Origin of the sequence: Laspinema palackyanum D2c, from assembly GCF_025370875.1 — a bacterium.
Taxonomy (GTDB): Bacteria; Cyanobacteriota; Cyanobacteriia; order Cyanobacteriales; family Laspinemataceae; genus Laspinema; species Laspinema palackyanum.
Genome location: NZ_JAMXFD010000021.1, coordinates 44,647 through 64,289 on the forward strand (window position 1 = coordinate 44,647; position 19,643 = coordinate 64,289).

Annotated in this window: 23 protein-coding genes; 14 read left to right on the forward strand and 9 right to left on the reverse strand. The window is 48.2% G+C overall.

The genetic code is table 11. The features are described from left to right. Window positions 1-196: 196 nt before the first annotated feature. Window positions 197-589: a hypothetical protein gene (locus NG795_RS20580; RefSeq protein WP_367290518.1), complete on the reverse strand. Its 393-nt coding sequence runs from the start codon at window positions 587-589 to the stop codon at window positions 197-199. Between the two features lie 375 nt (window positions 590-964). On the opposite strand from NG795_RS20580, the gene NG795_RS20585 reads away from it, so the two are divergent. Together NG795_RS20585 and NG795_RS20590 are read left to right on the forward strand one after the other, a co-directional pair. Next, window positions 965-1,279 carry a DUF433 domain-containing protein gene (locus tag NG795_RS20585; RefSeq protein WP_367290519.1) on the forward strand — a complete coding sequence of 105 codons (315 nt, stop codon included), beginning with the start codon at window positions 965-967 and terminating at the stop codon, window positions 1,277-1,279. A 400-nt stretch (window positions 1,280-1,679) separates the two neighbouring features. Beyond that, a complete protein-coding gene (locus tag NG795_RS20590) occupies window positions 1,680-2,063 on the forward strand; it encodes a YkvA family protein (protein ID WP_367290520.1) in 384 nt (127 codons plus the stop codon). 24 nt (window positions 2,064-2,087) lie between these two features. Here NG795_RS20590 and NG795_RS20595 read toward each other — a convergent pair whose 3' ends face one another. From NG795_RS20595 to NG795_RS20605, 3 genes are all read right to left on the reverse strand, one after another. After that, entirely contained in the window at window positions 2,088-2,822 is a 735-nt protein-coding gene (locus tag NG795_RS20595; protein WP_367290521.1) for an SIMPL domain-containing protein, read from the reverse strand. A gap of 132 nt (window positions 2,823-2,954) precedes the next feature. Next, the gene (locus tag NG795_RS20600) at window positions 2,955-4,127 is read right to left on the reverse strand and encodes an OmpA family protein (RefSeq protein WP_367290522.1); all 1,173 of its coding nucleotides are present in this window, start codon (window positions 4,125-4,127) and stop codon (window positions 2,955-2,957) included. Further along, entirely contained in the window at window positions 4,111-4,653 is a 543-nt protein-coding gene (locus NG795_RS20605; protein ID WP_367290523.1) for a hypothetical protein, read from the reverse strand. The genes NG795_RS20600 and NG795_RS20605 overlap by 17 nt, the downstream gene beginning before the upstream one ends. Before the next feature lie 251 nt (window positions 4,654-4,904). Between NG795_RS20605 and pcrA the strand changes: the two genes are divergently transcribed. The 3 genes from pcrA to NG795_RS20620 all read left to right on the forward strand — a co-directional run bounded on the left by pcrA (window position 4,905) and on the right by NG795_RS20620 (window position 8,901). Beyond that, a complete protein-coding gene (pcrA, locus tag NG795_RS20610) occupies window positions 4,905-7,238 on the forward strand; it encodes a DNA helicase PcrA (protein WP_367290524.1) in 2,334 nt (777 codons plus the stop codon). A gap of 117 nt (window positions 7,239-7,355) precedes the next feature. Next, window positions 7,356-7,796 carry a hypothetical protein gene (locus NG795_RS20615; RefSeq protein WP_367290525.1) on the forward strand — a complete coding sequence of 147 codons (441 nt, stop codon included), beginning with the start codon at window positions 7,356-7,358 and terminating at the stop codon, window positions 7,794-7,796. Between the two features lie 88 nt (window positions 7,797-7,884). Then, window positions 7,885-8,901, forward strand: a complete 1,017-nt coding sequence (locus tag NG795_RS20620; RefSeq protein ID WP_367290526.1) for a WD40 repeat domain-containing protein — start codon at window positions 7,885-7,887, stop codon at window positions 8,899-8,901. 87 nt (window positions 8,902-8,988) lie between these two features. On the opposite strand, the gene NG795_RS20625 is transcribed toward NG795_RS20620, so the two are convergent. After that, entirely contained in the window at window positions 8,989-10,278 is a 1,290-nt protein-coding gene (locus NG795_RS20625; RefSeq protein WP_367290527.1) for an FGGY-family carbohydrate kinase, read from the reverse strand. Window positions 10,279-10,446: 168 nt separating this feature from the next. Between NG795_RS20625 and acs the strand changes: the two genes are divergently transcribed. The 5 genes from acs to NG795_RS20650 all read left to right on the forward strand — a co-directional run bounded on the left by acs (window position 10,447) and on the right by NG795_RS20650 (window position 15,349). Next, window positions 10,447-12,414, forward strand: a complete 1,968-nt coding sequence (gene acs, locus NG795_RS20630) for an acetate--CoA ligase (RefSeq protein WP_367290528.1) — start codon at window positions 10,447-10,449, stop codon at window positions 12,412-12,414. 382 nt (window positions 12,415-12,796) lie between these two features. Further along, window positions 12,797-13,117: a 2Fe-2S iron-sulfur cluster-binding protein gene (locus NG795_RS20635; protein WP_261210394.1), complete on the forward strand. Its 321-nt coding sequence runs from the start codon at window positions 12,797-12,799 to the stop codon at window positions 13,115-13,117. Window positions 13,118-13,156: 39 nt separating this feature from the next. Continuing rightward, window positions 13,157-13,336: a DUF8621 family protein gene (locus NG795_RS20640; RefSeq protein WP_367290529.1), complete on the forward strand. Its 180-nt coding sequence runs from the start codon at window positions 13,157-13,159 to the stop codon at window positions 13,334-13,336. A gap of 261 nt (window positions 13,337-13,597) precedes the next feature. After that, window positions 13,598-14,662: a DUF3326 domain-containing protein gene (locus NG795_RS20645; protein WP_367290572.1), complete on the forward strand. Its 1,065-nt coding sequence runs from the start codon at window positions 13,598-13,600 to the stop codon at window positions 14,660-14,662. An 81-nt stretch (window positions 14,663-14,743) separates the two neighbouring features. Continuing rightward, the gene (locus NG795_RS20650) at window positions 14,744-15,349 is read left to right on the forward strand and encodes a CPBP family intramembrane glutamic endopeptidase (protein WP_367290530.1); all 606 of its coding nucleotides are present in this window, start codon (window positions 14,744-14,746) and stop codon (window positions 15,347-15,349) included. Between the two features lie 31 nt (window positions 15,350-15,380). On the opposite strand, the gene purN is transcribed toward NG795_RS20650, so the two are convergent. After that, the gene (purN, locus tag NG795_RS20655; RefSeq protein ID WP_367290531.1) at window positions 15,381-16,067 is read right to left on the reverse strand and encodes a phosphoribosylglycinamide formyltransferase; all 687 of its coding nucleotides are present in this window, start codon (window positions 16,065-16,067) and stop codon (window positions 15,381-15,383) included. Between the two features lie 394 nt (window positions 16,068-16,461). Continuing rightward, window positions 16,462-17,073 (reverse strand): Uma2 family endonuclease, encoded by a 612-nt coding sequence (locus NG795_RS20660; protein ID WP_367290532.1) that lies wholly within the window; start codon window positions 17,071-17,073, stop codon window positions 16,462-16,464. Between the two features lie 29 nt (window positions 17,074-17,102). Here NG795_RS20660 and NG795_RS20665 point away from each other — a divergent pair, with 29 nt between their 5' ends. After that, window positions 17,103-17,321 carry a hypothetical protein gene (locus NG795_RS20665; RefSeq protein WP_367290533.1) on the forward strand — a complete coding sequence of 73 codons (219 nt, stop codon included), beginning with the start codon at window positions 17,103-17,105 and terminating at the stop codon, window positions 17,319-17,321. 165 nt (window positions 17,322-17,486) lie between these two features. Here the strand turns inward: NG795_RS20665 and NG795_RS20670 are convergent, their stop codons facing one another. Both NG795_RS20670 and NG795_RS20675 read right to left on the reverse strand, forming a co-directional pair. Further along, window positions 17,487-17,873, reverse strand: coding sequence for a type II toxin-antitoxin system VapC family toxin (locus tag NG795_RS20670; protein WP_367290534.1), 387 nt, complete (start codon window positions 17,871-17,873; stop codon window positions 17,487-17,489). After that, window positions 17,873-18,097, reverse strand: coding sequence for a hypothetical protein (locus tag NG795_RS20675; RefSeq protein WP_367290535.1), 225 nt, complete (start codon window positions 18,095-18,097; stop codon window positions 17,873-17,875). The genes NG795_RS20670 and NG795_RS20675 overlap by 1 nt, the downstream gene beginning before the upstream one ends. 65 nt (window positions 18,098-18,162) lie before the next feature. Here NG795_RS20675 and NG795_RS20680 point away from each other — a divergent pair, with 65 nt between their 5' ends. The 3 genes from NG795_RS20680 to NG795_RS20690 form a co-directional block, all read left to right on the forward strand. After that, entirely contained in the window at window positions 18,163-18,423 is a 261-nt protein-coding gene (locus tag NG795_RS20680; RefSeq protein WP_436836072.1) for a PIN domain-containing protein, read from the forward strand. A gap of 14 nt (window positions 18,424-18,437) precedes the next feature. Further along, window positions 18,438-18,632 carry a hypothetical protein gene (locus NG795_RS20685; protein ID WP_367290537.1) on the forward strand — a complete coding sequence of 65 codons (195 nt, stop codon included), beginning with the start codon at window positions 18,438-18,440 and terminating at the stop codon, window positions 18,630-18,632. A gap of 61 nt (window positions 18,633-18,693) precedes the next feature. Beyond that, window positions 18,694-19,643, forward strand: a 950-nt coding sequence (locus NG795_RS20690; protein WP_367290573.1) for a tetratricopeptide repeat protein, incomplete at its 3' end; no start/stop codon positions are given.

The window sequence follows — 19,643 nt, forward strand, 5'->3', positions numbered from 1 at the left end:
TTTGGGTTTGTATGAGGATTTTTCTGATATATGCGGTCAATTTTACCCTGGGAGTTATCCTCCTGGGGCGATCGAATTTCAATTCGTTGCCCAGGAGTCAATGTAACGTAACGGCGGTTCGTCTCCCAATCCGGACCCATCCCAACGAATCCCTAAGACTCAGAGGAGATTGCCCTAAATTCCCCGAGGAATTGCCTTAATCACTGCCCAGGGGCGGCACTTCAATCGTCGCTTCTCCTGTGGCAATATCCAGCAAACTTTCTAAACTCATCTTATCCATCGACTTCGGATGCACGGGTTCGAGCACATCCATCAGCAACATCAACTGATCAATCGCCAGACGAGTAATCTTACCCCCCTCAATCCGATTAATCTGGGGCCCCGATATCCCCGGGACCAGTTCCGGATCGATATAGAGGTCCTTCCCTCGCTCTTTCAGCAACATCGACTCTTGGGTGGCAATGTACTGCCCCAGATCATGGACTGACGTCCAACCCCGATAATGTCTAAGCCACCGCAGGTATCGGCCTAAATGTAGCAATCCCACCTGAGTTAACCGGCGATTTTTCGTAAGCGTGTTTTGGGGCATATTAATTTAGCTGCGATCCGTTGTTTTTCTTGCAGACAACCAGTATGATGTTATCTTAACATAGCGAATTACTGATGAAGAATTAAAATTTATATTATTTCAGGTTCTTAATATGTTATTCTTTAACTTTAAAAAAATCCCTGACTTTGGGGGACCCACCCCATCTTTTTGACTTAAGGGGTCCCTCGGGGTTCCGTCGGGCGTCCAAACTCATATCTTCAAGTTCGTAGTAACGACTTCAGTCGTTTCTTCTATTCGTAGTCCGTTGAAAATTATACAACAAGTGTAATGGTGTGGGTGGGGGTGGTCCATCGCCCTTACATTTTATGTTAAAATAGCCCAAAAAAGCCGCAAACCTAAGCAATCCTTAAAATCATGGAAAAGGTAATTTCAGAACATATTGAAATCACTCCCGGCGTTTGTGGAGGTAAACCGCGAATTGCTGGACATCGGATTAAAGTGCAAGATATTGTAATTTGGTCGGAAGAAATGGGAATGTCTCCCGATGAAATCCTCTATCATTACCCCTCTATTACCTTATCAGATGTCTATGCCGCCTTAGCCTATTATCACGACAATCGAGAAGAAATCAGACACCAAATTAGAGAAGATGAAGCATTTGCCACAGAAATGGCATCCAAAACCCCGTCACTCCTTCAAGAAAAACTAAAGTCCCGAAGAAATGCCTAAAACCATCTGCTTTCATTGAGATGAAGTCAAAAATTTTTCTAACTTTTGGTGAGGACCAGAAACCGGGTTTCTTGCCTGAATTTATAGCAATTAGCCGAGAGTTTGTTCAGAAACCCGGTTTCTAACCTTTGCGGGGAACTAGAAACCAGGGGGATTGCTTCAATTTAGGGATTTCAACCGCTGATTGTTAATCGGGTTATTTTCCTATAAAAAAGTTCCGGCGCGATCGCTGGCGAGACGAAAACTGATGATATTTGAGGCAGAATAGCCGGTAATGGTAGGCGCTTCGCTGTCATTTGCTGGCGATCGCCTCCCTTTGTTGTACCTCTGGGAATAGGTAAACTAATCTCGGGAGGGCGATCGCAGATATAATACGAAGAACCCATCCAACCCTCAACCTATGCAGTCCTTAAAACAGTTTGCCCGTAAACTTAAAACCGAAACCTACGCCATTTATTTAGCCAGTAAAGACCCCCGAGTTCCCTGGTATGCTAGAGTGCTGGCTGCTGCGGTTGTCGCCTATCTTTTTAGTCCCATTGACTTGATTCCTGATGCCATTCCAATTCTGGGTTATTTAGATGATTTAATTTTGGTCCCCCTGGGAATTTGGATTGTGCTAAAAATGATTCCCCCCCAGGTGATTGCTGAATGTCGAGAACAGGCAGAAGCAGCTAACCAGCAGGGAGTTCCTACAAATTGGGTAGCTGCTACAATTATTGTTCTCCTCTGGATATTTTTGGGAATGTTAGTCTTCCACTGGATTGGTAGCCTTTTAACCTCGTAAAGAAGGAAGCTATGCTATTATATTTTAATAGCTAATGTCCAAAGTGACAGAAGCAGAAACCTCCCGATCGCCTCCAATAACTGGGGTGGAAAAATCGGCTGCCCCTTCCATGCGTGAGAACATCGGTTGTGGATAGGGCATGGCGGAATTAACTTGAATTTTGACAATTTCTCGCCGAGTGAGATTGAGTTCAGATAAGATGGTATCCGCTTGGGTAAGGGCGTCTTGGGTGGCGGCGCGAATTGCTTGCTGGCGGGCGGTTTCCATTACTGCATCGGCAGCGGTGAAAGTCACCCCATCAATGCGAGTTGCACCGGCATTGACTGCTTCATCCAACAAAGTTCCGGCGCGATCGGTGGGGAGACGAAAGCTGACGATATTTGAGGCAGCATAGCCCGTAATTGTAGGTGCTGCGTTGTCATTACTGCGATATACCGGGTTGAGTTGTATGCCGGTGGTTTGGAGTTTCTCCACATTGCGCGATCGCAACAGTTCCACCAAAGCTTGCGATCGCCTTGCTACCTCTTGTTGTACCTCTTGGGCGGTTTTTCCCTGCACTTCCACCCCTAACCTCACCTCGGTTAAAGAGGTGGGAATGCTGACAGTTCCCTGTCCCGTGACGGTGAGGTTGCGAGAGGGTTGTTCCTGGGCAGAAGCTACATCCATATTAGGGGTAATCCCAAACATCCCCAAGGCGAGGGCAACAGCGGCGATCGGACTGAAAACGTTGAGTTGGGTTGGCATGAATCGATTGATCATGATAGGCGTTCCGGTTAGACTTCTTGATAAGAACAGTCTGACACTTTTGCGATGAGTGCGATCGCCCGGTTACAGTTTTGGAAACTCATTTTTGTTTAAAACCCTCCTACTGGGGATTAAATCCCCTAAATTTTAACGTAAACCGGCATTGGTCTGAGCATAATTCAAATTATTTTGATATTCTCCCACCTTTTGTTGAGCGGTTGCATAATTGGCGTTATTTTCTGGAACGACTTGCAGGAATGCGATCGCCTCTTGCCATTGCTTGGCGACTTGTAACCACTGTTCGGGAGTTTTAGCAGTTTGGGTGAGGGTTGCTGCACTGGTTGCCTTCTTCATTGCTTCCCCAAAGGAGTCGGAATTGGGCGGAATTTCCACAGTCCGAGTTTCAGTTTGAATGGTAAATTCAACCCGCCGATTTTTTTCTCGTCCTTGGGGATTATCAGAACCATCGGGATTGGTATTCGGGGCGATCGGTTTACTTTTTCCTAACCCTTGAGTTTGGATGCGGGTTGGTTCTGCTTGAAAATTATTGACAAAATAATATTTCACTGCCGCTGCTCGTTTTTGCGACAAGTCTATATTATACTCGTCGGTTCCTTTGCTGTCTGTATGTCCATTAATCAAGACCCGGGCATCCTTAAAATGGGTCAGCACTTGATTAACTTTTTCCAAGGTGGGTTTAGCTGCCGCCCGAACGGCATATTTATCAAATTCAAATAAAATATTGTCGGAGAGATTAAATTTAATCCCTTCTATGGTGGTTTCCGCATTTAATTCGGTGAGGGTTTGTTCCACCTCCGTTGGCGTCGGTAACACCGTTTCCACCATAATTCGAGTTGAATCCGTCGGGTCTTGTTCCGCAGGACCTACAGGCGGTTTCGGTGGCGGTTCTACTTGGACTGAGGTCGCCGGGGGAAGAGTTTCTGTTGTTGTTGAACTCGGTTGTGGTGCTGTTTCTACAGAAGTAGAACTCGGAGGGGTTGCCGTTTCTACAGAAGTAGAACTCGAAATGGTTGTCGATTCTACGGAAGTAGAACTCGAAGGCGTTGCCGATTCTTCGGTTTGAGTTTCACTGACAATGGATGGATCAACGGTGGTGGTTGTGGTGGTAGGTGATTCCAGGTCAAATGTGCTGGGAGGAACCTGTTCAATGGGTTCTATTTCTAATTGGGTGACGGGAACTGGAACGATTTCAAATGTGGTAACTTTCGGTAAGTTTTGAAAGCGATTTTGGCAAGCGGTGCCAATCAACAGCAAGCTAGAGGCGATCGCCAGTTGTAGCCGTTTAATTTCTAGGTGCATTTTGCCCCTCCCGAGGAACTCTAACGTTTTTTATTTCTAATGTTATGAGCCTTGTGCGAGAATAGCCTCTTTGTGTTTCGTAATAAGTTACTGTTTTGAGTCCGATATAAGCAGCTTCGGGGGATAATCGACCAATAAACACAAATTTGCCGTTAAGAGTCGTACCCGGTTGAATTTGAATGAGTGGATTATCTGGAGGGATGGCTAGACGATATGTATTTCCTTCGTCATCATAGAGAATAATATTCTCTTTTTTTGTATCAATATTGATAACTTCCCGGCGACCATTAGTGATGGATACCGTCGCGATGGTGCTATCTTCAGCTAGGGTAATTTCTGTCAAGCGCATTACCAATTCGCTTGCATTCACTTGTAAATCATAACTTTCGCTCAGGATGCGGGGACGGCGAGGGGATTGAGTGGTTGCGGGTGCGCCTCCGGGGAGTTTTTGTGCCAAGGGGTTAGAATCACACCCCACACAGACCAAGGAGAGGAAGGCGATCGCGGCGAACAGGCGAAGGTTCATAGATGCGCGGTTTTTAAGATTAATTGATTATTGTACTTGATATGAGTGAATAGGTTAATTAATGAATATTAAAGATTTATTAAGTTATGGGGTCTTGCACTTCAAAACAGAAAATTAGAAGGATAAATGCCCAAACCCTTAGAATGGGTGACTCTCTTGCCTCTATTCGTTCCAAAGGTCCCCAAATTTGGTAAAATTGAAGGGCAGATCTAACCTAGACTCAGCCCTTACCGCTTTTGCTTCGTTCAACCATGACCTCAACCCTTGACTTTCTGGCCCATCTGAACCCGAACCAACGTCGCGCTGCGGAACATTTCTGTGGCCCCTTGTTAGTCGTTGCTGGGGCGGGTTCGGGCAAAACTCGGGCGCTGACTTATCGAATTGCTAATTTAATTCGCAGTAATCAAGTCCATCCGGACGATATCCTGGCGGTCACTTTTACGAATAAGGCGGCCCGGGAAATGAAGGAACGAATTGAGAAGATTTTTGCCGATAGTTTGGCGGAACAAAAGTATGATAAGCCGTTTTCTGCCTTAGAACCCGCCGAACAAACTCAGGTGCGATCGCAGGTTTGGAGAAATAGTATTAAACCCCTGTGGATTGGCACGTTTCATTCCCTTTGTTCCCGAATTTTGCGCTACGATATTGAAAAATTCAAAGATGAAAATGGTCGCCAATGGAACCGCAAGTTCTCTATCCTAGATGAGTCAGATGTTCAAACGGCCATTAAGGATATTGTCCTCAAGCAGATGAATTTGGATAGCAAAAAATTTGAGCCTCGCAAAATTCGGTATGAAATTAGTGGGGCGAAAAATAAGGGTTGGTCGGCGCGGGATTTAGAGGCGAATGACCCGACCAATTACCGCAATCGCAAGGTGGCGGAGATTTATAGTCGGTATCAGGATACTTTGGCGGCGAATAATGCCCTAGATTTTGATGATTTGATTCGGATTCCTGTGGAACTGTTCCGGCAGGATGCTCAAGTTTTGGATTATTGGCATCGCAAGTTTCATCATATTTTGGTGGATGAATATCAAGATACCAACCGCACTCAATATGATTTTATTCGGATGTTGGTGACGAATGGAAAAGCGGCGAAGTCATTTGATAAATGGGAGAATCGGTCGGTTTTTGTGGTGGGGGATGTAGACCAATCGATTTATTCCTTTCGGATGGCGGATTATACCATTTTGTTGGAGTTTCAGGAAGATTTTGGGGATGGGTTAGAGGATGACGAGACCCAAACTTTGGTGAAGTTGGAGGAGAACTATCGATCGCGAGAAAATATCCTCGAAGTTGCGAATAAGCTGATTGAGAATAATACAGAACGCATTGAGAAGGTATTGCGTCCGACTCGGGGGGAAGGGGAATCGATTATCTGTTATCGAACCGAAAATGATTTAGATGAAGCACAATATGTAGTGAATCAAATTCGGATGTTGCAAAATCAGCATCCGGAGTTAGATTGGGGTTCGTTTGCGATTTTGTATCGGACCAATGCTCAATCGCGATCGTTTGAGGATGTGTTAGTTAAATTGAATGTGCCCTATCGAGTGGTGGGCGGTTTGAAGTTTTACGATCGCAAAGAAGTCAAGGATGCCGTCGCCTATTTACGCGCCGTTGCTAACCCCTCGGATTCGATTAGTTTGCGCCGGATTATTAATACGCCGAAACGCAGTATTGGCAAAACTACTTTAGAACGTCTCGATGAGGCAGCAAAACAGTTAGGCGTCCCCCTGTGGGAAATTCTCAGTGATGAGACTTCGGTAAAAACCCTGGCAGGGCGATCGGTGAAACAAGTGCTACAATTCTCTGAATTGATATCCCGATGGCAGGCGCAAGTGGAAACTTTACCGGCGATCGATATCCTCAAAGGGATGATGGAAGAATCCGGTTATATGGAATTCCTGAAACTGGAAAACACCGATGAAGCGTTGAACCGGATGGCGAACATTGAACAGTTGTATAGCGCGACGATGCAATATGCCGAAGAAAACGAAGATAATTCTTTAACAGGATTTCTCTCTAGTGCCTCCCTTGCTTCGGAGTTAGATAATTTAGAAGAAGGGGAACAAGCGGTATCTTTATTAACCATTCATTCTGCCAAAGGGTTGGAATTTCCCGTGGTCTTTTTGGTGGGAATGGAAGAGGGATTATTCCCGAATTTCCGCAGTATTAATGACCCGCGCAGTTTGGAAGAAGAACGGCGACTCTGTTATGTCGGGATTACTCGCGCCCAGGAACGACTATTTTTAACTCATGCCTTAGAACGGCGCTTGTGGGGGTCTTATGAACGCGCTCAACCCTCGCGATTTCTAGCAGAATTACCCCGGGATTTACTGCAAGGAAATTCAGTACCCAAAGAACGAACTCGCCGCAGTTCTGGGGCGGCAAAAACGCCCAAGGGGGCATCGGCAATGGTGGATTGGCAGGTGGGGGATATGGTGGTTCATGATACGTTTGGTCCTGGGGAAGTGTCTCACGTTTTCGGTTCTGCTACTAAGATGTCGTTAGCGGTTAAATTTATGCGAGGAGGGCAAAAAATTATCGACCCGCAAACGGCACCGATGCAAAAAATAAATTAATTCCCGGAACTAAAAATCCGGGAAAGCGTCTGGAAACGGCCTGGATTGTAGACCGTGGAAGCGTGACTCAAACAACAGACCCTAATTGCGATCGCACAGATTAAACAGATTAAACAGATGGAAAGAGGACTGATGTGGTTACCCTTGCTGGCCCTATTTATAGGACTCGCTTGGGCGGGATGGAACGAATATCAAAAGGTAGAAGCTTATCGGATTTGGGCGCAGGGGTTCGATCGCACCAAGTATGATATTTATGCGGTATTGGGAGAGAAGGGCGACTCCCTGACTTGGGGAAAACCCACCCGCAAAGGTCCGGTGAATCAACAAACCTTTTCCTTAAAAGAGGTACAGTCATTACAGTTGCTTGTCAATCAGCAACCCGTGGCGGTTGATTCTGTGCCGGAAAATCTCAAAGCTAAAACGATCGCTTTAGAATTTGTGTTTCCATCCCCCAAAAATTCAGTGCAGATTCCCTTTACCGAAGTAGCGATCGCCGTGGAATGGACAAAGTATTTACAACAACAGTGGCAAAAGTGGCAGGAGGGGACGGTGGATTAAGTCAACTCTTTCCTCAAAACTCCGTGAATCTAAACTCTAAAATAGTGTTAGATCCTAGGTGAACACTTAATTTTCTAATGAAGCCAATATGACCTTAAAACCATCGTCCTGGAAAAAATTTAGTGCTTTAGTCGTAGCTGGAATCGCAACCCTCGGGGCGATCGACCTGCATTTTCTAACCAGTGTCCCCCCAGTATTGGCACAGCAGCGTAGCGCAAACTCCCAACTGTTAAGAACCATTGGCGATCGCGCGTTCCCGATTTTTGCCGTTGCCTATAGTCCCATTGCCCCAGTTGTCGTCAGTGGCAGCAATGAAGATACCATCAAATTTTGGAATGCCGACACCGGAGAACTGAATTATACTGCTGCGGTTCATTTAGATGACGTGAGGGCCTTGGATATCTCTCCCAACGGTCAAATCCTAGCCAGTGGTAGCGATGACAACACCGCCAACCTGTGGAACATGGAAACAGGACAGTTGATTTATACTCTTTATGGTCATACAAAAGGGGTAAAAACCGTGGCATTTAGTCCCGATGGCCGGACTCTCGCCACCGGCAGTTGGGATAACACGGTTAAACTCTGGAACGTCGAGAATGGGCAAATCATTCGCACGTTGAGTGCCCATGAGGACGGAGTGGAGGCGGTTGCCTTCAGTCCCAATGGTGCAACCCTGGCATCCGGGGGACTGGATAACAATGTCAAACTCTGGAACCTGAATACTGGAGAGTTAATTACTACAATTCCCGCCCATGATGATTGGGTGAGTTCCGTTGCATTTACCCCCGATGGACAAACCCTTGTTACGGGCAGTTATGATAATACTGTCAAGGTTTGGGATGTGAATCGCGGCCAATTGTTGCGGACCCTAACTGGTCACTCCTTCCCGGTGTATCAGATTGCAATTACCCCCGATGGGCGCACGGTTGCCTCCGTTAGTGACGATCGCACCGTCCGACTCTGGGATATCGCCAGTGGCAGATTAGTGGAAACCCTTACGGGACATGAGAAATCCATCTTTTCTGTTTCAATGGGACCCGAGGGCAGACGATTCGCGACTGGGGGGAATGACAATACGATTAATATCTGGGAATTAGGTCGGTAATTGACGACAAATCGAGGTTGTTGTAGGGGCGCAATGCTTGCGCCCCGAGTAAAGGGCGCAAGCATTGCGCCCCTACAAAACAGGGCTTTATCCCCGGTCCTGCATTCGGGCCAATAATGCGGCACCATAGGCCGCTTCGGTGTGAGTTGGGGTCATTACGGGAACATTCAGCCGACGTTGACGAATGGCAGTCCAGATGGGGTTTTTGGCCCCGCCACCAGCGGTGTAAACTCGCTTGATTCTGGTGGCCCCAAATTCTTGTAACAGTTCATATCCCCGCGCTTCAATCCGGGCCATGCTTTCTAATAATCCATGCAAAAATTCCACATCAGAGTTAGGACGGGGTTCTAATCGTGGGGGGAGTTCGGGATTATTTAACGGAAACCGTTCCCCGGGTTTGAGGAGGGGATAATATTTCAGAGGACTTTCGAGGTTTGGGTCAATGCTTTCGCTGAATTCTGTCAGTTGCCGATCACTGAAAAACTGACGCAGAACCGCCCCTCCAGTATTCGATGCACCCCCCGTCAGCCATAAATTGCCGAGACGATGACTATAAATCCCGTAGCGCGCATCATCGACGCGATCGCGACTTAACAGCTTGAGCACCACGGTTGAACCCAGGGACGTTACTGCTTCTCCTGGTTCCCGGGCACCGGAGGCTAAAAATGCGGCAATACTGTCTGTAGTTCCGGCGCAAATTACGCAATCCGCAGGCAATCCAAAGCGATCGCCTATTTCTGCCGTGACTGGGGCGATTGGGGTTCCCGGTTTGACCACATGAGGCAAATAGGGAATGAACTTGGTAAACAGTTGCGGCAAGGCCAGTCGCAACCATTCGGGATAAAATAAATGCTCAGGGTCATATCCCAATTTCAGGGCATTGTGATAGTCGCTGATGCCCATTTGGCCGTGAAGTTGAAAACTCAGCCAATCTGCTTGATGCAGGAAGAACAGCCCGGTAGTCGCCACCCGATGAAGGGCATCGGGATACAATTTGGGATGACGGGCATACCATAACAGCTTTGCCAAACTGGAAGTCGCGCCAATTGCCGGATGATTCGGTGGGGCAATTTCCCGTAATGTCTCCATCACCGTGATTCCCCGGGCATCATTGTAGAGAATTGGTTCCGCCACGGGAGTGCCACTGCGATCGCACAGCAACACCGTAGAGGATGTCCCATCAATGGCGATCGCACCGATGGACTGCCTTACCGTAATCGGGATTTGGTCCAGTAACGCAAATAATCCCTCCTGCCACAGTTCCGGAGTTTGTCGGTCCAGGGGAAACTCCGCCTGTGCCTGAATCCCTGCATGGTCATCGATCGCCACTGCACGAGCACCCGAAGTCCCGAAGTCTATGCCGAGATAGAGGGTCATAGGAATACCCCTTAACGCTTACCATCCTCTAGTTTAGGGGATGTTGTTGGTCGTTTGTTGTTTGGGGTTGGGTTTCGGTGAGTCCCCGCTTAAAAAATCTCAAGGTTTGAAGTGGCCTTCTGGATCAAAAATAATTAAGGAAGCGCAAACCTAGAGACTGTAACAACAATGTCCCAACCCACCATTGAATCGATTCTTAACGAAAAACGGCAGTTTCCGCCATCAGCGGAATTCTCCAAAAATGCTCGAATCAAGAGTTTAGAAGAGTATCAGGCGCTTTATGACCAAGCTGCCGCCAATCCGGAACAGTTCTGGGAACAGCTTGCGGAGAAAGAACTGCACTGGTTTAAAAAATGGGATAAAGTCCTCGACTGGCAACCCCCCAATGCCAAATGGTTTGTCGGGGGTCAGATGAATATTTCCTACAACTGCCTCGATCGCCACCTCACCACCCACCGCAAAAATAAAGCGGCCCTGATTTGGGAAGGAGAACCGGGAGACTCCCGCACCCTCACCTACGCCCAATTGCACCGAGAAGTCTGCCAAATGGCCAACGTCATCAAAGACATGGGGGTGAAAAAAGGCGATCGCGTCGGTATCTATATGCCAATGATTCCCGAAGCAGCAGTCGCCATGCTGGCCTGTGCGCGGATTGGGGCCGCCCATACGGTGATTTTTGGCGGATTTAGCGCCGAATCCCTCAAGGACCGCCTGGTGGATGCCCAAGCTAAACTGGTGATTACTGCCGATGGCGGGTGGCGCAAAGAATCTATTGTCGCCCTGAAAGAGCAAGTGGATAAATCCCTAGAACTAGGGGCCAACAGTGTTGAAAACGTTCTGGTGGTCAAACGCACTGGACAAGAAATTGCCATGACACCGGACCGCGATTATTGGTGGCATGAACTGCAATCCACCGCCTCCGCCAACTGTCCGGCAGAACCAATGGACAGCGAAGACTTACTCTTTATCCTGTACACTTCCGGAACCACCGGCAAACCCAAAGGCGTTGTCCATACCACTGCCGGGTACAACCTTTATACCCATGTCACCCTGCAATGGACGTTTGACCTGCAAGAAACCGACGTCTATTGGTGTACTGCTGATGTGGGTTGGATTACCGGCCATAGTTACATCGTCTATGGACCCTTGTCCAATGGTGCAACTACCGTCATGTATGAAGGTGCCCCGCGACCCTCAAACCCCGGTTGTTTCTGGGATGTCATCGAAAAATATGGCGTCACCATCTTCTACACGGCACCCACGGCGATTCGGTCCTTTATTAAAATGGGGGACCAACATCCCAACGCCCGGGATTTGTCCTCTCTAAGATTATTGGGAACCGTCGGGGAACCGATTAACCCAGAAGCCTGGATTTGGTATTCTCATGTGATTGGCGGCGATCGCTGTCCAATTGTCGATACCTGGTGGCAAACCGAAACCGGCGGATTTATGATTACCCCCCTACCCGGTGCGATCGCCACCAAACCCGGTTCTGCCACTCGTCCGTTTCCCGGTATCTTGGCCGAAATTGTAGACCTAGACGGCAGTCCCGTCCCCGCCAACGAAGGGGGATATCTAGTAATCAAGCACCCTTGGCCAGGAATGATGCGAACCGTCTACGGAGACCCGGACCGCTTCCGGCGCACCTATTGGGAACATATCGCCCCCAAAGACGGCAATTACCTCTACTTTGCGGGAGATGGCGCACGTTGCGACGAAGATGGCTATTTCTGGGTGATGGGTCGCGTGGATGACGTGATTAATGTTTCTGGACACCGTTTAGGGACAATGGAAATTGAGTCCGCCTTGGTGTCTCATGAGTCCGTCGCCGAAGCAGCGGTGGTGGGTAAACCGGATGAAGTACGCGGCGAGGCGATCGTTGCCTTCTTGTCCTTAGAAAATGGATATGAACCCAGTCCGGAACTGGAAAAAGCCCTCAAACAGCACGTTGTCAATGAAATTGGGGCATTAGCGCGACCCACGGAAATCCGATTTACCGAGGATTTACCCAAAACGCGATCGGGCAAAATCATGCGCCGCATCCTCCGCAATCTCGCCGCTGGGGAAGAAATTGCCGGGGATACCTCAACCCTACAAGACCGCAGTGTACTAGACAAACTCAGAAGCGGAGGCTAAATCCAGTCCCCTCCCCTTGGCAAGGGGAGGGCTAGGGTGGGGTCCTCCATTTCTGGGAAGAAAACAAGAATTAATTCCTTCTCCAGTCCCCTCCCCTTGGCAAGGGGAGGGTTAGGGTGGGGTTCCCCATGTCCCCGAAGAAAACAAGAATTAATTCTTTCTCTAGTCAGGGTTTCAGCCCTAGAAATTCTGGGTTTCTCATCAACGAATGGACCCCACCCAACCCTCCCCTTGCCAAGGGGAGGGCTCCGCAGACCCCACCCAACCCTCCCCTTGCCAAGGGGAGGGCTATTATTCTTGAGGCTAGTAAAACACCTCAATCGGTGATAAGCTCAGAAATTGGGCAAAATCGCACTGCAAGTCATTTCCTGGAACTGAGACGATGGGCAAAACTTATACCGTTGAAATTATCCACCAAGGCACTTCCCACAAGATTGAAGTGCCAGAAGATAAACAGATTCTTCGCGCTGCTTATGATGCGGGAATTTTAGATCTACCCAGTTCCTGCAATGCGGGAGTCTGTACCACCTGTGCGGCGAAAATTATCGGCGAAGGGACGGTGGATCAATCCGATGGCATGGGTGTGGGTACAGATATGCAGGCGCAGGGATATGTCCTCTTATGTGTTGCTTATCCGCGATCGGACCTCAAAATTGAGACTGAAAAAGAAGATGAAGTCTATGAAGCTCAATTCGGTCACTAATCACTATTCTGACCATAAATTACAAGGGAATTCTTAACCATGACAACTCATTTTATCTCGGCTGAAATCGACTTACAAGCCTCTCCGGTTGAATTACAACAAGCCATTGAAACCGAACTGGAAAAGCGCGGAGAACCCCTGCGGTGGGCGGTGACTTCGGTGGATGAAGAAACTCAAAAAGTTGCAGTAGAAGCGGTGGTGACGGTAGAGGAGGGATGAAGGATGAGGGATGAGGGGGTGAGTTGCAACAACCGGCGGGGGATCAATCCCCCGCCTCATAACTCAAGTCGGTTAAAAACCGACTAAAAACCCCACGGAATAAAGACTTGCAGTCGTCTTTAGACGACTTTAGCTATGAGGCGGGGGATTAATCCCCCGCCGGAGTTGAGAATAGTGCAAGAGGTCAATAATACAAACATCTCCCCCATCTCCCCCATCCTCCCCATCTCCCCTATCCTCCCCATCCTCCCCATTCCTATGATGATCCAACGTGCTTATACTGTTATGCTAATCGTCCCTACGGGAGTAGGGGCGGCAATTGGCGGGTATGCGGGAGATGCGTTGCCAGTGGCGAGGGCGATCGCCCAAGTTTGCGATCGCCTGATTACTCACCCCAATGTCCTCAATGGTGCACAATTATATTGGCCGATTTCTAATGCGTTCTATGTGGAAGGATATGCCCTCGACTGCTTTGCTAAGGGCGATTGGGGATTGCAACCTGTCCATCAAAATCGCATCGGTTTAATTCTCGACTGTGCGATCGAACCGGAACTGAGAACTCGTCAATTACAAGCTGCCGATGCCACTAGAGCAACTTTAGGCTTAAATCTAACTGAATATGTCATCACCGATGCACCATTAAACGTCGAATTGCGGACCTCGGCTGCTGGTGCAAGTTGGGGAACCATTGGGAATCCCGATACCTTACTCAGGGCCGCTGAACGGTTAATTAAGGACGCCAAAGCGGAGGCAGTCGCCGTGGTTGCCCGATTTCCCGATGATATGGAAAGCGAAGCCCTCCACAACTATCGCCACGGGACCGGCGTCGATCCCCTCGCTGGTGCAGAAGCGGTGATCAGTCATCTAATTGTTCGTACCTTCAAAATTCCCTGTGCTCACGCCCCCGCCTTGTTACCCCTTCCCCTCGACCCGGATATCTCTCCCCGTTCCGCTGCCGAAGAAATTGGCTATACTTTCTTACCCTGTGTTCTGGCTGGGTTGAGTCGCGCTCCCCAATTTATTAGCACAAAAACCCCCCATTGTCAACCCTCGGATATTTGGGTTGAACAAGTCGATGCCCTCGTCATACCGGCTACAGCAGCCGGAGGCAGTGCTGTGTTAAGTTTAAGTCACCAATCTGCCCAAATTATTGCCGTCCGAGAGAATCAAACTCAGATGCAAGTCCCCCCAGCAAGTCTGGGAGTACCTGCCATCGAGGTTAATTCTTACTTAGAGGCCCTGGGGTGGTTAGTGGCGCATCGGGGAGGAATTGCCCCAACTGCCCTAAGTCCAAGTCTCTCGTCTCTCCAATGCCTTGCGGATTAACGGCGATCGCCCAGTCCGAAGTTGCATGGGAAGGTGAGGCACTGGGGGTCAATCTATCTACATCGTAAACCGAGAACAGCCGTGACAGAACAGATTCCGAACGATCCACAACTGGAAACCTTTAGCCGCACTCAAATTCTCATGGGGATGGGAGTAACGGCGATCGTCTTGTTTGGGATAGCCAAACTCTGGCTATACTTTGGGAATGTCACGAGACTGGGTTGGGATTGGGATGGAGTGGCGATCGCCGGTGGGGTGGGGTTAGGACTTGCCATCAGCGCCACCAGTTCCCTGGTTTATCGCTTGTGGCCGGGATATCGACGCTGTGCGGACTTCTATCTACAAATTGTTTTAGAACCCCTTGTCTGGCCGGATTTAGTCTGGTTGGGACTCTTGCCGGGACTGAGTGAGGAACTGTTATTTCGCGGGGTGATGCTTCCGGCAGTCGGATTAAATGCCGTGGGGTTAATCCTCTCCAGTTTATGCTTTGGCGTCTTGCACCTGAGTGGACTGCAACAATGGCCCTACATGGTTTGGGCAACGGTAGTCGGACTCATTTTAGGCGGCAGTGCGCTGGTAACCGGGAATTTGTTTGTTCCCATCACAGCGCACATTGTGACCAATTTGATTTCCAGTGTGTTGTGGAAACTTGGTAAACCTGGCAACGAAGGGCGATCGCTGGATTAATCACAGCCTGAAAACCCGCCTTTACCGGCCTTTAGCGGCCCGATCGCCGATGAATGCCAGCGGCAGCAACAGCGATCGCCAGGGGATAAATGCGATGTTCCTGGACCTGAATTCGAGCGTGTAAACTCTCTGGCGTATCATGAGGAAACACCGGAACTGCTGCTTGCATTAAAATCTTCCCACTATCCACTTCCGCCGAGACCAAATGCACCGTACATCCGCTAATTTTCACCCCAGCGGCGATCGCATCTTCCACCGCATGACCCCCTTTAAAACTGGGTAATAAACTCGGGTGCAAGTTCAAAATTCGGTCAGGAAACGCATCAATCAAAACCGGCGTTACAATCCGCATCCAACCGGCCATCACCACTAATTCTACATCATGGTCATGCAAAGTTTCAATAATTTTTGCATCTAAATCTTCTCGACGTTTATAGTCGCGATGATTATGGAAAACCGCCGGAACCTGCCATCGATTCGCCCGTTCTAAAACCTTGGCTTGGGGATTATTGTAAATCAGAACTTGAATTTTGGCATGAAGTTGTCCGCTAGAAATTGCAGCGGCGATCGCCTCAAAATTGCTCCCACTCCCCGATGCCATAATCCCCAACCGAATCGGGCGATCGGCAGGAGGATTTTCCGCCATAAAACTAGGCGGCAACGCAGGAGAAATAAAGCTAGGGCTAGACTCGGAGTTCAGTCGTTGGTCGTTGGTCATTGGTCGTTGAGCGTTAGTCGTTGGTCATGGGTCATGGGTCAGTTGTCCTTGGTTATTGGTGTTTGGTCGTTCATTTTTCGTCCTTCCCTATTCCCTAAAGCTGATTTTACCAGAACTTATCCCATTTCTGAACAGTGAAAAGTTCCGTCAGCTAATTATCTAGGGGCCTTCAACTGTCCAGGTAGATGGAATCGCGAGACACATAAAAAAACTGTATTCAAACCTCAAGAGGCAAAAGGTCAAAGTGACCTTAATCAGGTACGCCAATGATTGGCTGGTCATTTCACCCAACCCGGCAATCAGTGAACAATGCCCGCAAAAATGACATTAAAACCAACAGGACCACTAATGGGAAATAAGGTCTATCTTGTTGGGGTTTTTTGTTCCTGGAAAATTAGGCTTGAAAAATTTGTGCTGCTGTTAATTGTAATTCCGGGAAAGCCAAAGACTCAACTCTGTCATCATCTCGGAATTGCCGGACTTCATACTCGCCATCCACTATGCTATAAACCGAAATAGTCGGAGATTTAGGATGACCAATGAAGCGCCGCCCCCCTAAAGCAAGATAGTCTACAACCCAGTATTCGGGGATAACCAGTGATTCATAATCTCCCGACTTTATTAGATAATCGTTTTTCCAATTGGTACTCACTACTTCTACCACTAACCGCACTGAATTCCCTAGGGTAATAATTGACTCTTTTTGCCAACGGGGTTCGTTGCTTAATTGCTCTTTATCTAGGACAATAATATCAGGCTGATAACCTGATTCATCCTCCAAAGGTTTCAGCAAGCAATCACCGGGAATAGAGTAAGGTAATTCGTGACGTTCAATTTGCACGCCTAGTTTTAAGCTGATAAAACCCGTAATATTAGAGTGTGCACCCGTTCCTAAAGGCATTTCTACAATTGATCCATTGTGTAATTCATATTTACAGGCGGCATTTTCTGGATACCAGGCTACAAATTCATCAAAGGAGATGGGTTTGGTAAGGGTCTGAGTCATGGTTTGTTTACTCCTGGGTAATTTAGAGATTGAATTTGAGCGAGGCGATCGCCCCTCTCAAACCTCCATCAGGCGATAGGTTACAGATGGATTCACCGTCTCATTTTAGCAAAATTCAGGAAACCCGGTTTCTCAAAGTGCGAGACAGGAACCTGGGAGGACAAGAAACCGGGTTTCTAGCAGCATCTGTGATTTTTCTCCAAGATTTAAGCCAGAAACCCGGTTTCGGAGACTGGGGCATGGGTTAAAATAGATAAGCTATCTCTGCTGAGTATGTCACGATGGATAAACAACCTGTGCAAGCATATCTCTCCCTGATTCAACAACTCCTTATCTGTCCGAGTGGGGAGAACAAAACCTCAACCTGTCGATTTGGTGGATGAGGGCTTTGTCCTGGGGTGGTATGAGATGAACTACCAAAGTATTTCCACGTCATACTGCTCAAACATACGATCTTCTGATACTAAGGTTAAAGGTTCAGATTTGGCTTGGGAAATCAACAATCTATCAAAAGGATCTCGATGATGGAAGGGTAAAGTTTGTAAGTACAATAAGTGCGGAAGATGAATGGGTAGAATTTCAATACCGCTGGGAAGGATAAAATTGATGACAATTTGTTCGAGTGGGATTGCAAGTTCGAGTTTGCCGAGGCTGGTTTTAATGGTTATTTCCCATAAGCTAACAATACTTAGATGCAAAGTGTTGTTTTCATCTTCAATGGCTTGCCTTACCGTTTGGCTAAGATTTGGGCTGCCGTCTATTAGCCAAATGAAGATGTGTGTATCTAATAATAAGCGCATCACATATACTCAGCAAAATCATTAAGGGGTGCGTTAAAGTCTTCTGCCATCTTGATTTGGCCCTGCATACAACCAAATAAATTTTTACGGCTGATTTTTTTCTCTACAACTAGGTTGGGCTGTTGTTGCCAACGGGTAATTAAGTAGGAAACGAGTTGCAACTGCTCTTGGCGATCGAGTTGGGTGACTTCTGCTAAGACTTTTTCTAGGAGGGGACTCATCATTTACCTCAACTTTTGGATTTCTTTGATTGTACTACTTGGGGAGGGTCAGGGGAAAAAACGAGGGGATGAACGTAAGTCTTTTGGCGTTAGCAACCCAGAGGCAAGAAATTAATCAGGCGGTGGAGGAACGTTCACAACAATTAGAAGGGTTAGGGTTTGGGCTGTTCGATTCTTTTCATCTAGCTTGTGCGATCGCGACGGGGGCGGATATTTTTCTTTCTACAGATGATCGCCTGCTCAAAACCGCTCGCCGCTATGAGTCCCAATTAAAAGTTACTATCAGTAATCCAGTGATTTGGCTGATACAGGTTTTAGAGGAGCAATAAATCAGGAGTTGGGGATGATGAATGCACTAGAGTTAAGAGAAAAGGGCTATCAGATTTTAGTCAATCATTTGGGACAGTCTGATGCAATTCGCTTTTTGCAACAAATGGGTTGGGGTCAGGGAGATTATACCCAGGAACGGCGTGATGTTTTAGGGTCGGTGACGCGGGAGGAGTTTTTGCAGGAGTTACGGAAAATCAGAGGTCTTTAGTAACCGGATTTCTGGGTTGTGGGGTTAAAATAGAGGGGCTGTATCTGCTGACTGTGTGGCGATGGATGAACAACGAGTCCAGGCTTATCTCTCTGTGGTTCAACAACTCCTCACCTGTCCGAGTGGGGAAGAACCGCAAATCCTCAACCAATCCCTGGAGTTGGTGGATAAAGGGTTGGTGCAGGTGTGTGAGTTAGTGGCGGCGCAGTTGCAGGAACAGGGAGAGGAGAATCAGGCGGCGTTTCTGCGGAATCTGGCGCAACAGTTGGGGGAATTTTTAGGGCTGGAGGCAGCGCAGCCATCCCAAAGCGAGACAATACCCGCAGAATACGAAGCCTTTTTGCAAGAAGCCCTACGCTTAACCAGAGAAAGCGATGTTAATCCCTCCGTTGTTTATCCTTTCCTCGCCAGTCAGCAAGCCAAACTGAATGAGGATCTGATTGCCCTCATCCCCGCCTTTGCCACAATCAATAACATTGTTACTCTGTTAAATTTTGCCAATTTAGTGCAGCAATTTCCCCTCGGTCAACGGGCGGTTAATCTAGAAATTGCGATTGCTATCTACACCAAAGCCCTCGATTTTTTTGACAGCCAGAATCATGCAACGACCTGGGCAACCATTCAAAATAACTTGGCTTCTGCCTACCGTAACCGCATCCGGGGAAAGCGAGGGGAGAACCTAGAGCGGGCGATCGCCTGCTGCGAAGCCGCTTTAAAAGTCTATACCTGCAGCGCCTATCCCGAAGAATGGGCAACGACGCAAAATAACTTGGCAAATGCCTACGGTGACCGCATCCGGGGAGAGCGAGGGGAGAACCTAGAGCGGGCAATTGGCTGCTACGAAGCCGCTTTAAAAGTCAGAACCCGCAGCGCGTATCCCGAAGATTGGGCAATGACGCAAAATAACTTGGGACTTGCCTACCAAACCCGCATCCGGGGAGAGCGAGGGGAGAACCTAGAGCGGGCAATTGGCTGCTACGAAGCCGCTTTAAAAGTCAGAACCCGCAGCGC

Coding starts and splice junctions, on each gene's coding strand:
- NG795_RS20580 (WP_367290518.1), bottom strand. CDS start 589: ATGCCCCAAAACACGCTTACGAAAAATCGCCGGTTAACTCAGGTGGGA.
- NG795_RS20640 (WP_367290529.1), top strand. CDS start 13,157: ATGACAACTCATTTTATCTCGGCTGAAATCGACTTACAAGCCTCTCCG.
- NG795_RS20620 (WP_367290526.1), top strand. CDS start 7,885: ATGACCTTAAAACCATCGTCCTGGAAAAAATTTAGTGCTTTAGTCGTA.
- NG795_RS20680 (WP_436836072.1), top strand. CDS start 18,163: ATGAACGTAAGTCTTTTGGCGTTAGCAACCCAGAGGCAAGAAATTAAT.
- NG795_RS20660 (WP_367290532.1), bottom strand. CDS start 17,073: ATGACTCAGACCCTTACCAAACCCATCTCCTTTGATGAATTTGTAGCC.
- NG795_RS20685 (WP_367290537.1), top strand. CDS start 18,438: ATGATGAATGCACTAGAGTTAAGAGAAAAGGGCTATCAGATTTTAGTC.
- NG795_RS20590 (WP_367290520.1), top strand. CDS start 1,680: ATGCAGTCCTTAAAACAGTTTGCCCGTAAACTTAAAACCGAAACCTAC.
- NG795_RS20670 (WP_367290534.1), bottom strand. CDS start 17,873: ATGCGCTTATTATTAGATACACACATCTTCATTTGGCTAATAGACGGC.
- NG795_RS20645 (WP_367290572.1), top strand. CDS start 13,598: ATGATCCAACGTGCTTATACTGTTATGCTAATCGTCCCTACGGGAGTA.
- NG795_RS20625 (WP_367290527.1), bottom strand. CDS start 10,278: ATGACCCTCTATCTCGGCATAGACTTCGGGACTTCGGGTGCTCGTGCA.
- NG795_RS20615 (WP_367290525.1), top strand. CDS start 7,356: ATGGAAAGAGGACTGATGTGGTTACCCTTGCTGGCCCTATTTATAGGA.
- NG795_RS20595 (WP_367290521.1), bottom strand. CDS start 2,822: ATGATCAATCGATTCATGCCAACCCAACTCAACGTTTTCAGTCCGATC.
- pcrA (WP_367290524.1), top strand. CDS start 4,905: ATGACCTCAACCCTTGACTTTCTGGCCCATCTGAACCCGAACCAACGT.
- NG795_RS20585 (WP_367290519.1), top strand. CDS start 965: ATGGAAAAGGTAATTTCAGAACATATTGAAATCACTCCCGGCGTTTGT.
- acs (WP_367290528.1), top strand. CDS start 10,447: ATGTCCCAACCCACCATTGAATCGATTCTTAACGAAAAACGGCAGTTT.
- NG795_RS20675 (WP_367290535.1), bottom strand. CDS start 18,097: ATGATGAGTCCCCTCCTAGAAAAAGTCTTAGCAGAAGTCACCCAACTC.
- NG795_RS20635 (WP_261210394.1), top strand. CDS start 12,797: ATGGGCAAAACTTATACCGTTGAAATTATCCACCAAGGCACTTCCCAC.
- NG795_RS20600 (WP_367290522.1), bottom strand. CDS start 4,127: ATGCACCTAGAAATTAAACGGCTACAACTGGCGATCGCCTCTAGCTTG.
- NG795_RS20605 (WP_367290523.1), bottom strand. CDS start 4,653: ATGAACCTTCGCCTGTTCGCCGCGATCGCCTTCCTCTCCTTGGTCTGT.
- purN (WP_367290531.1), bottom strand. CDS start 16,067: ATGACCAACGACCAACGACTGAACTCCGAGTCTAGCCCTAGCTTTATT.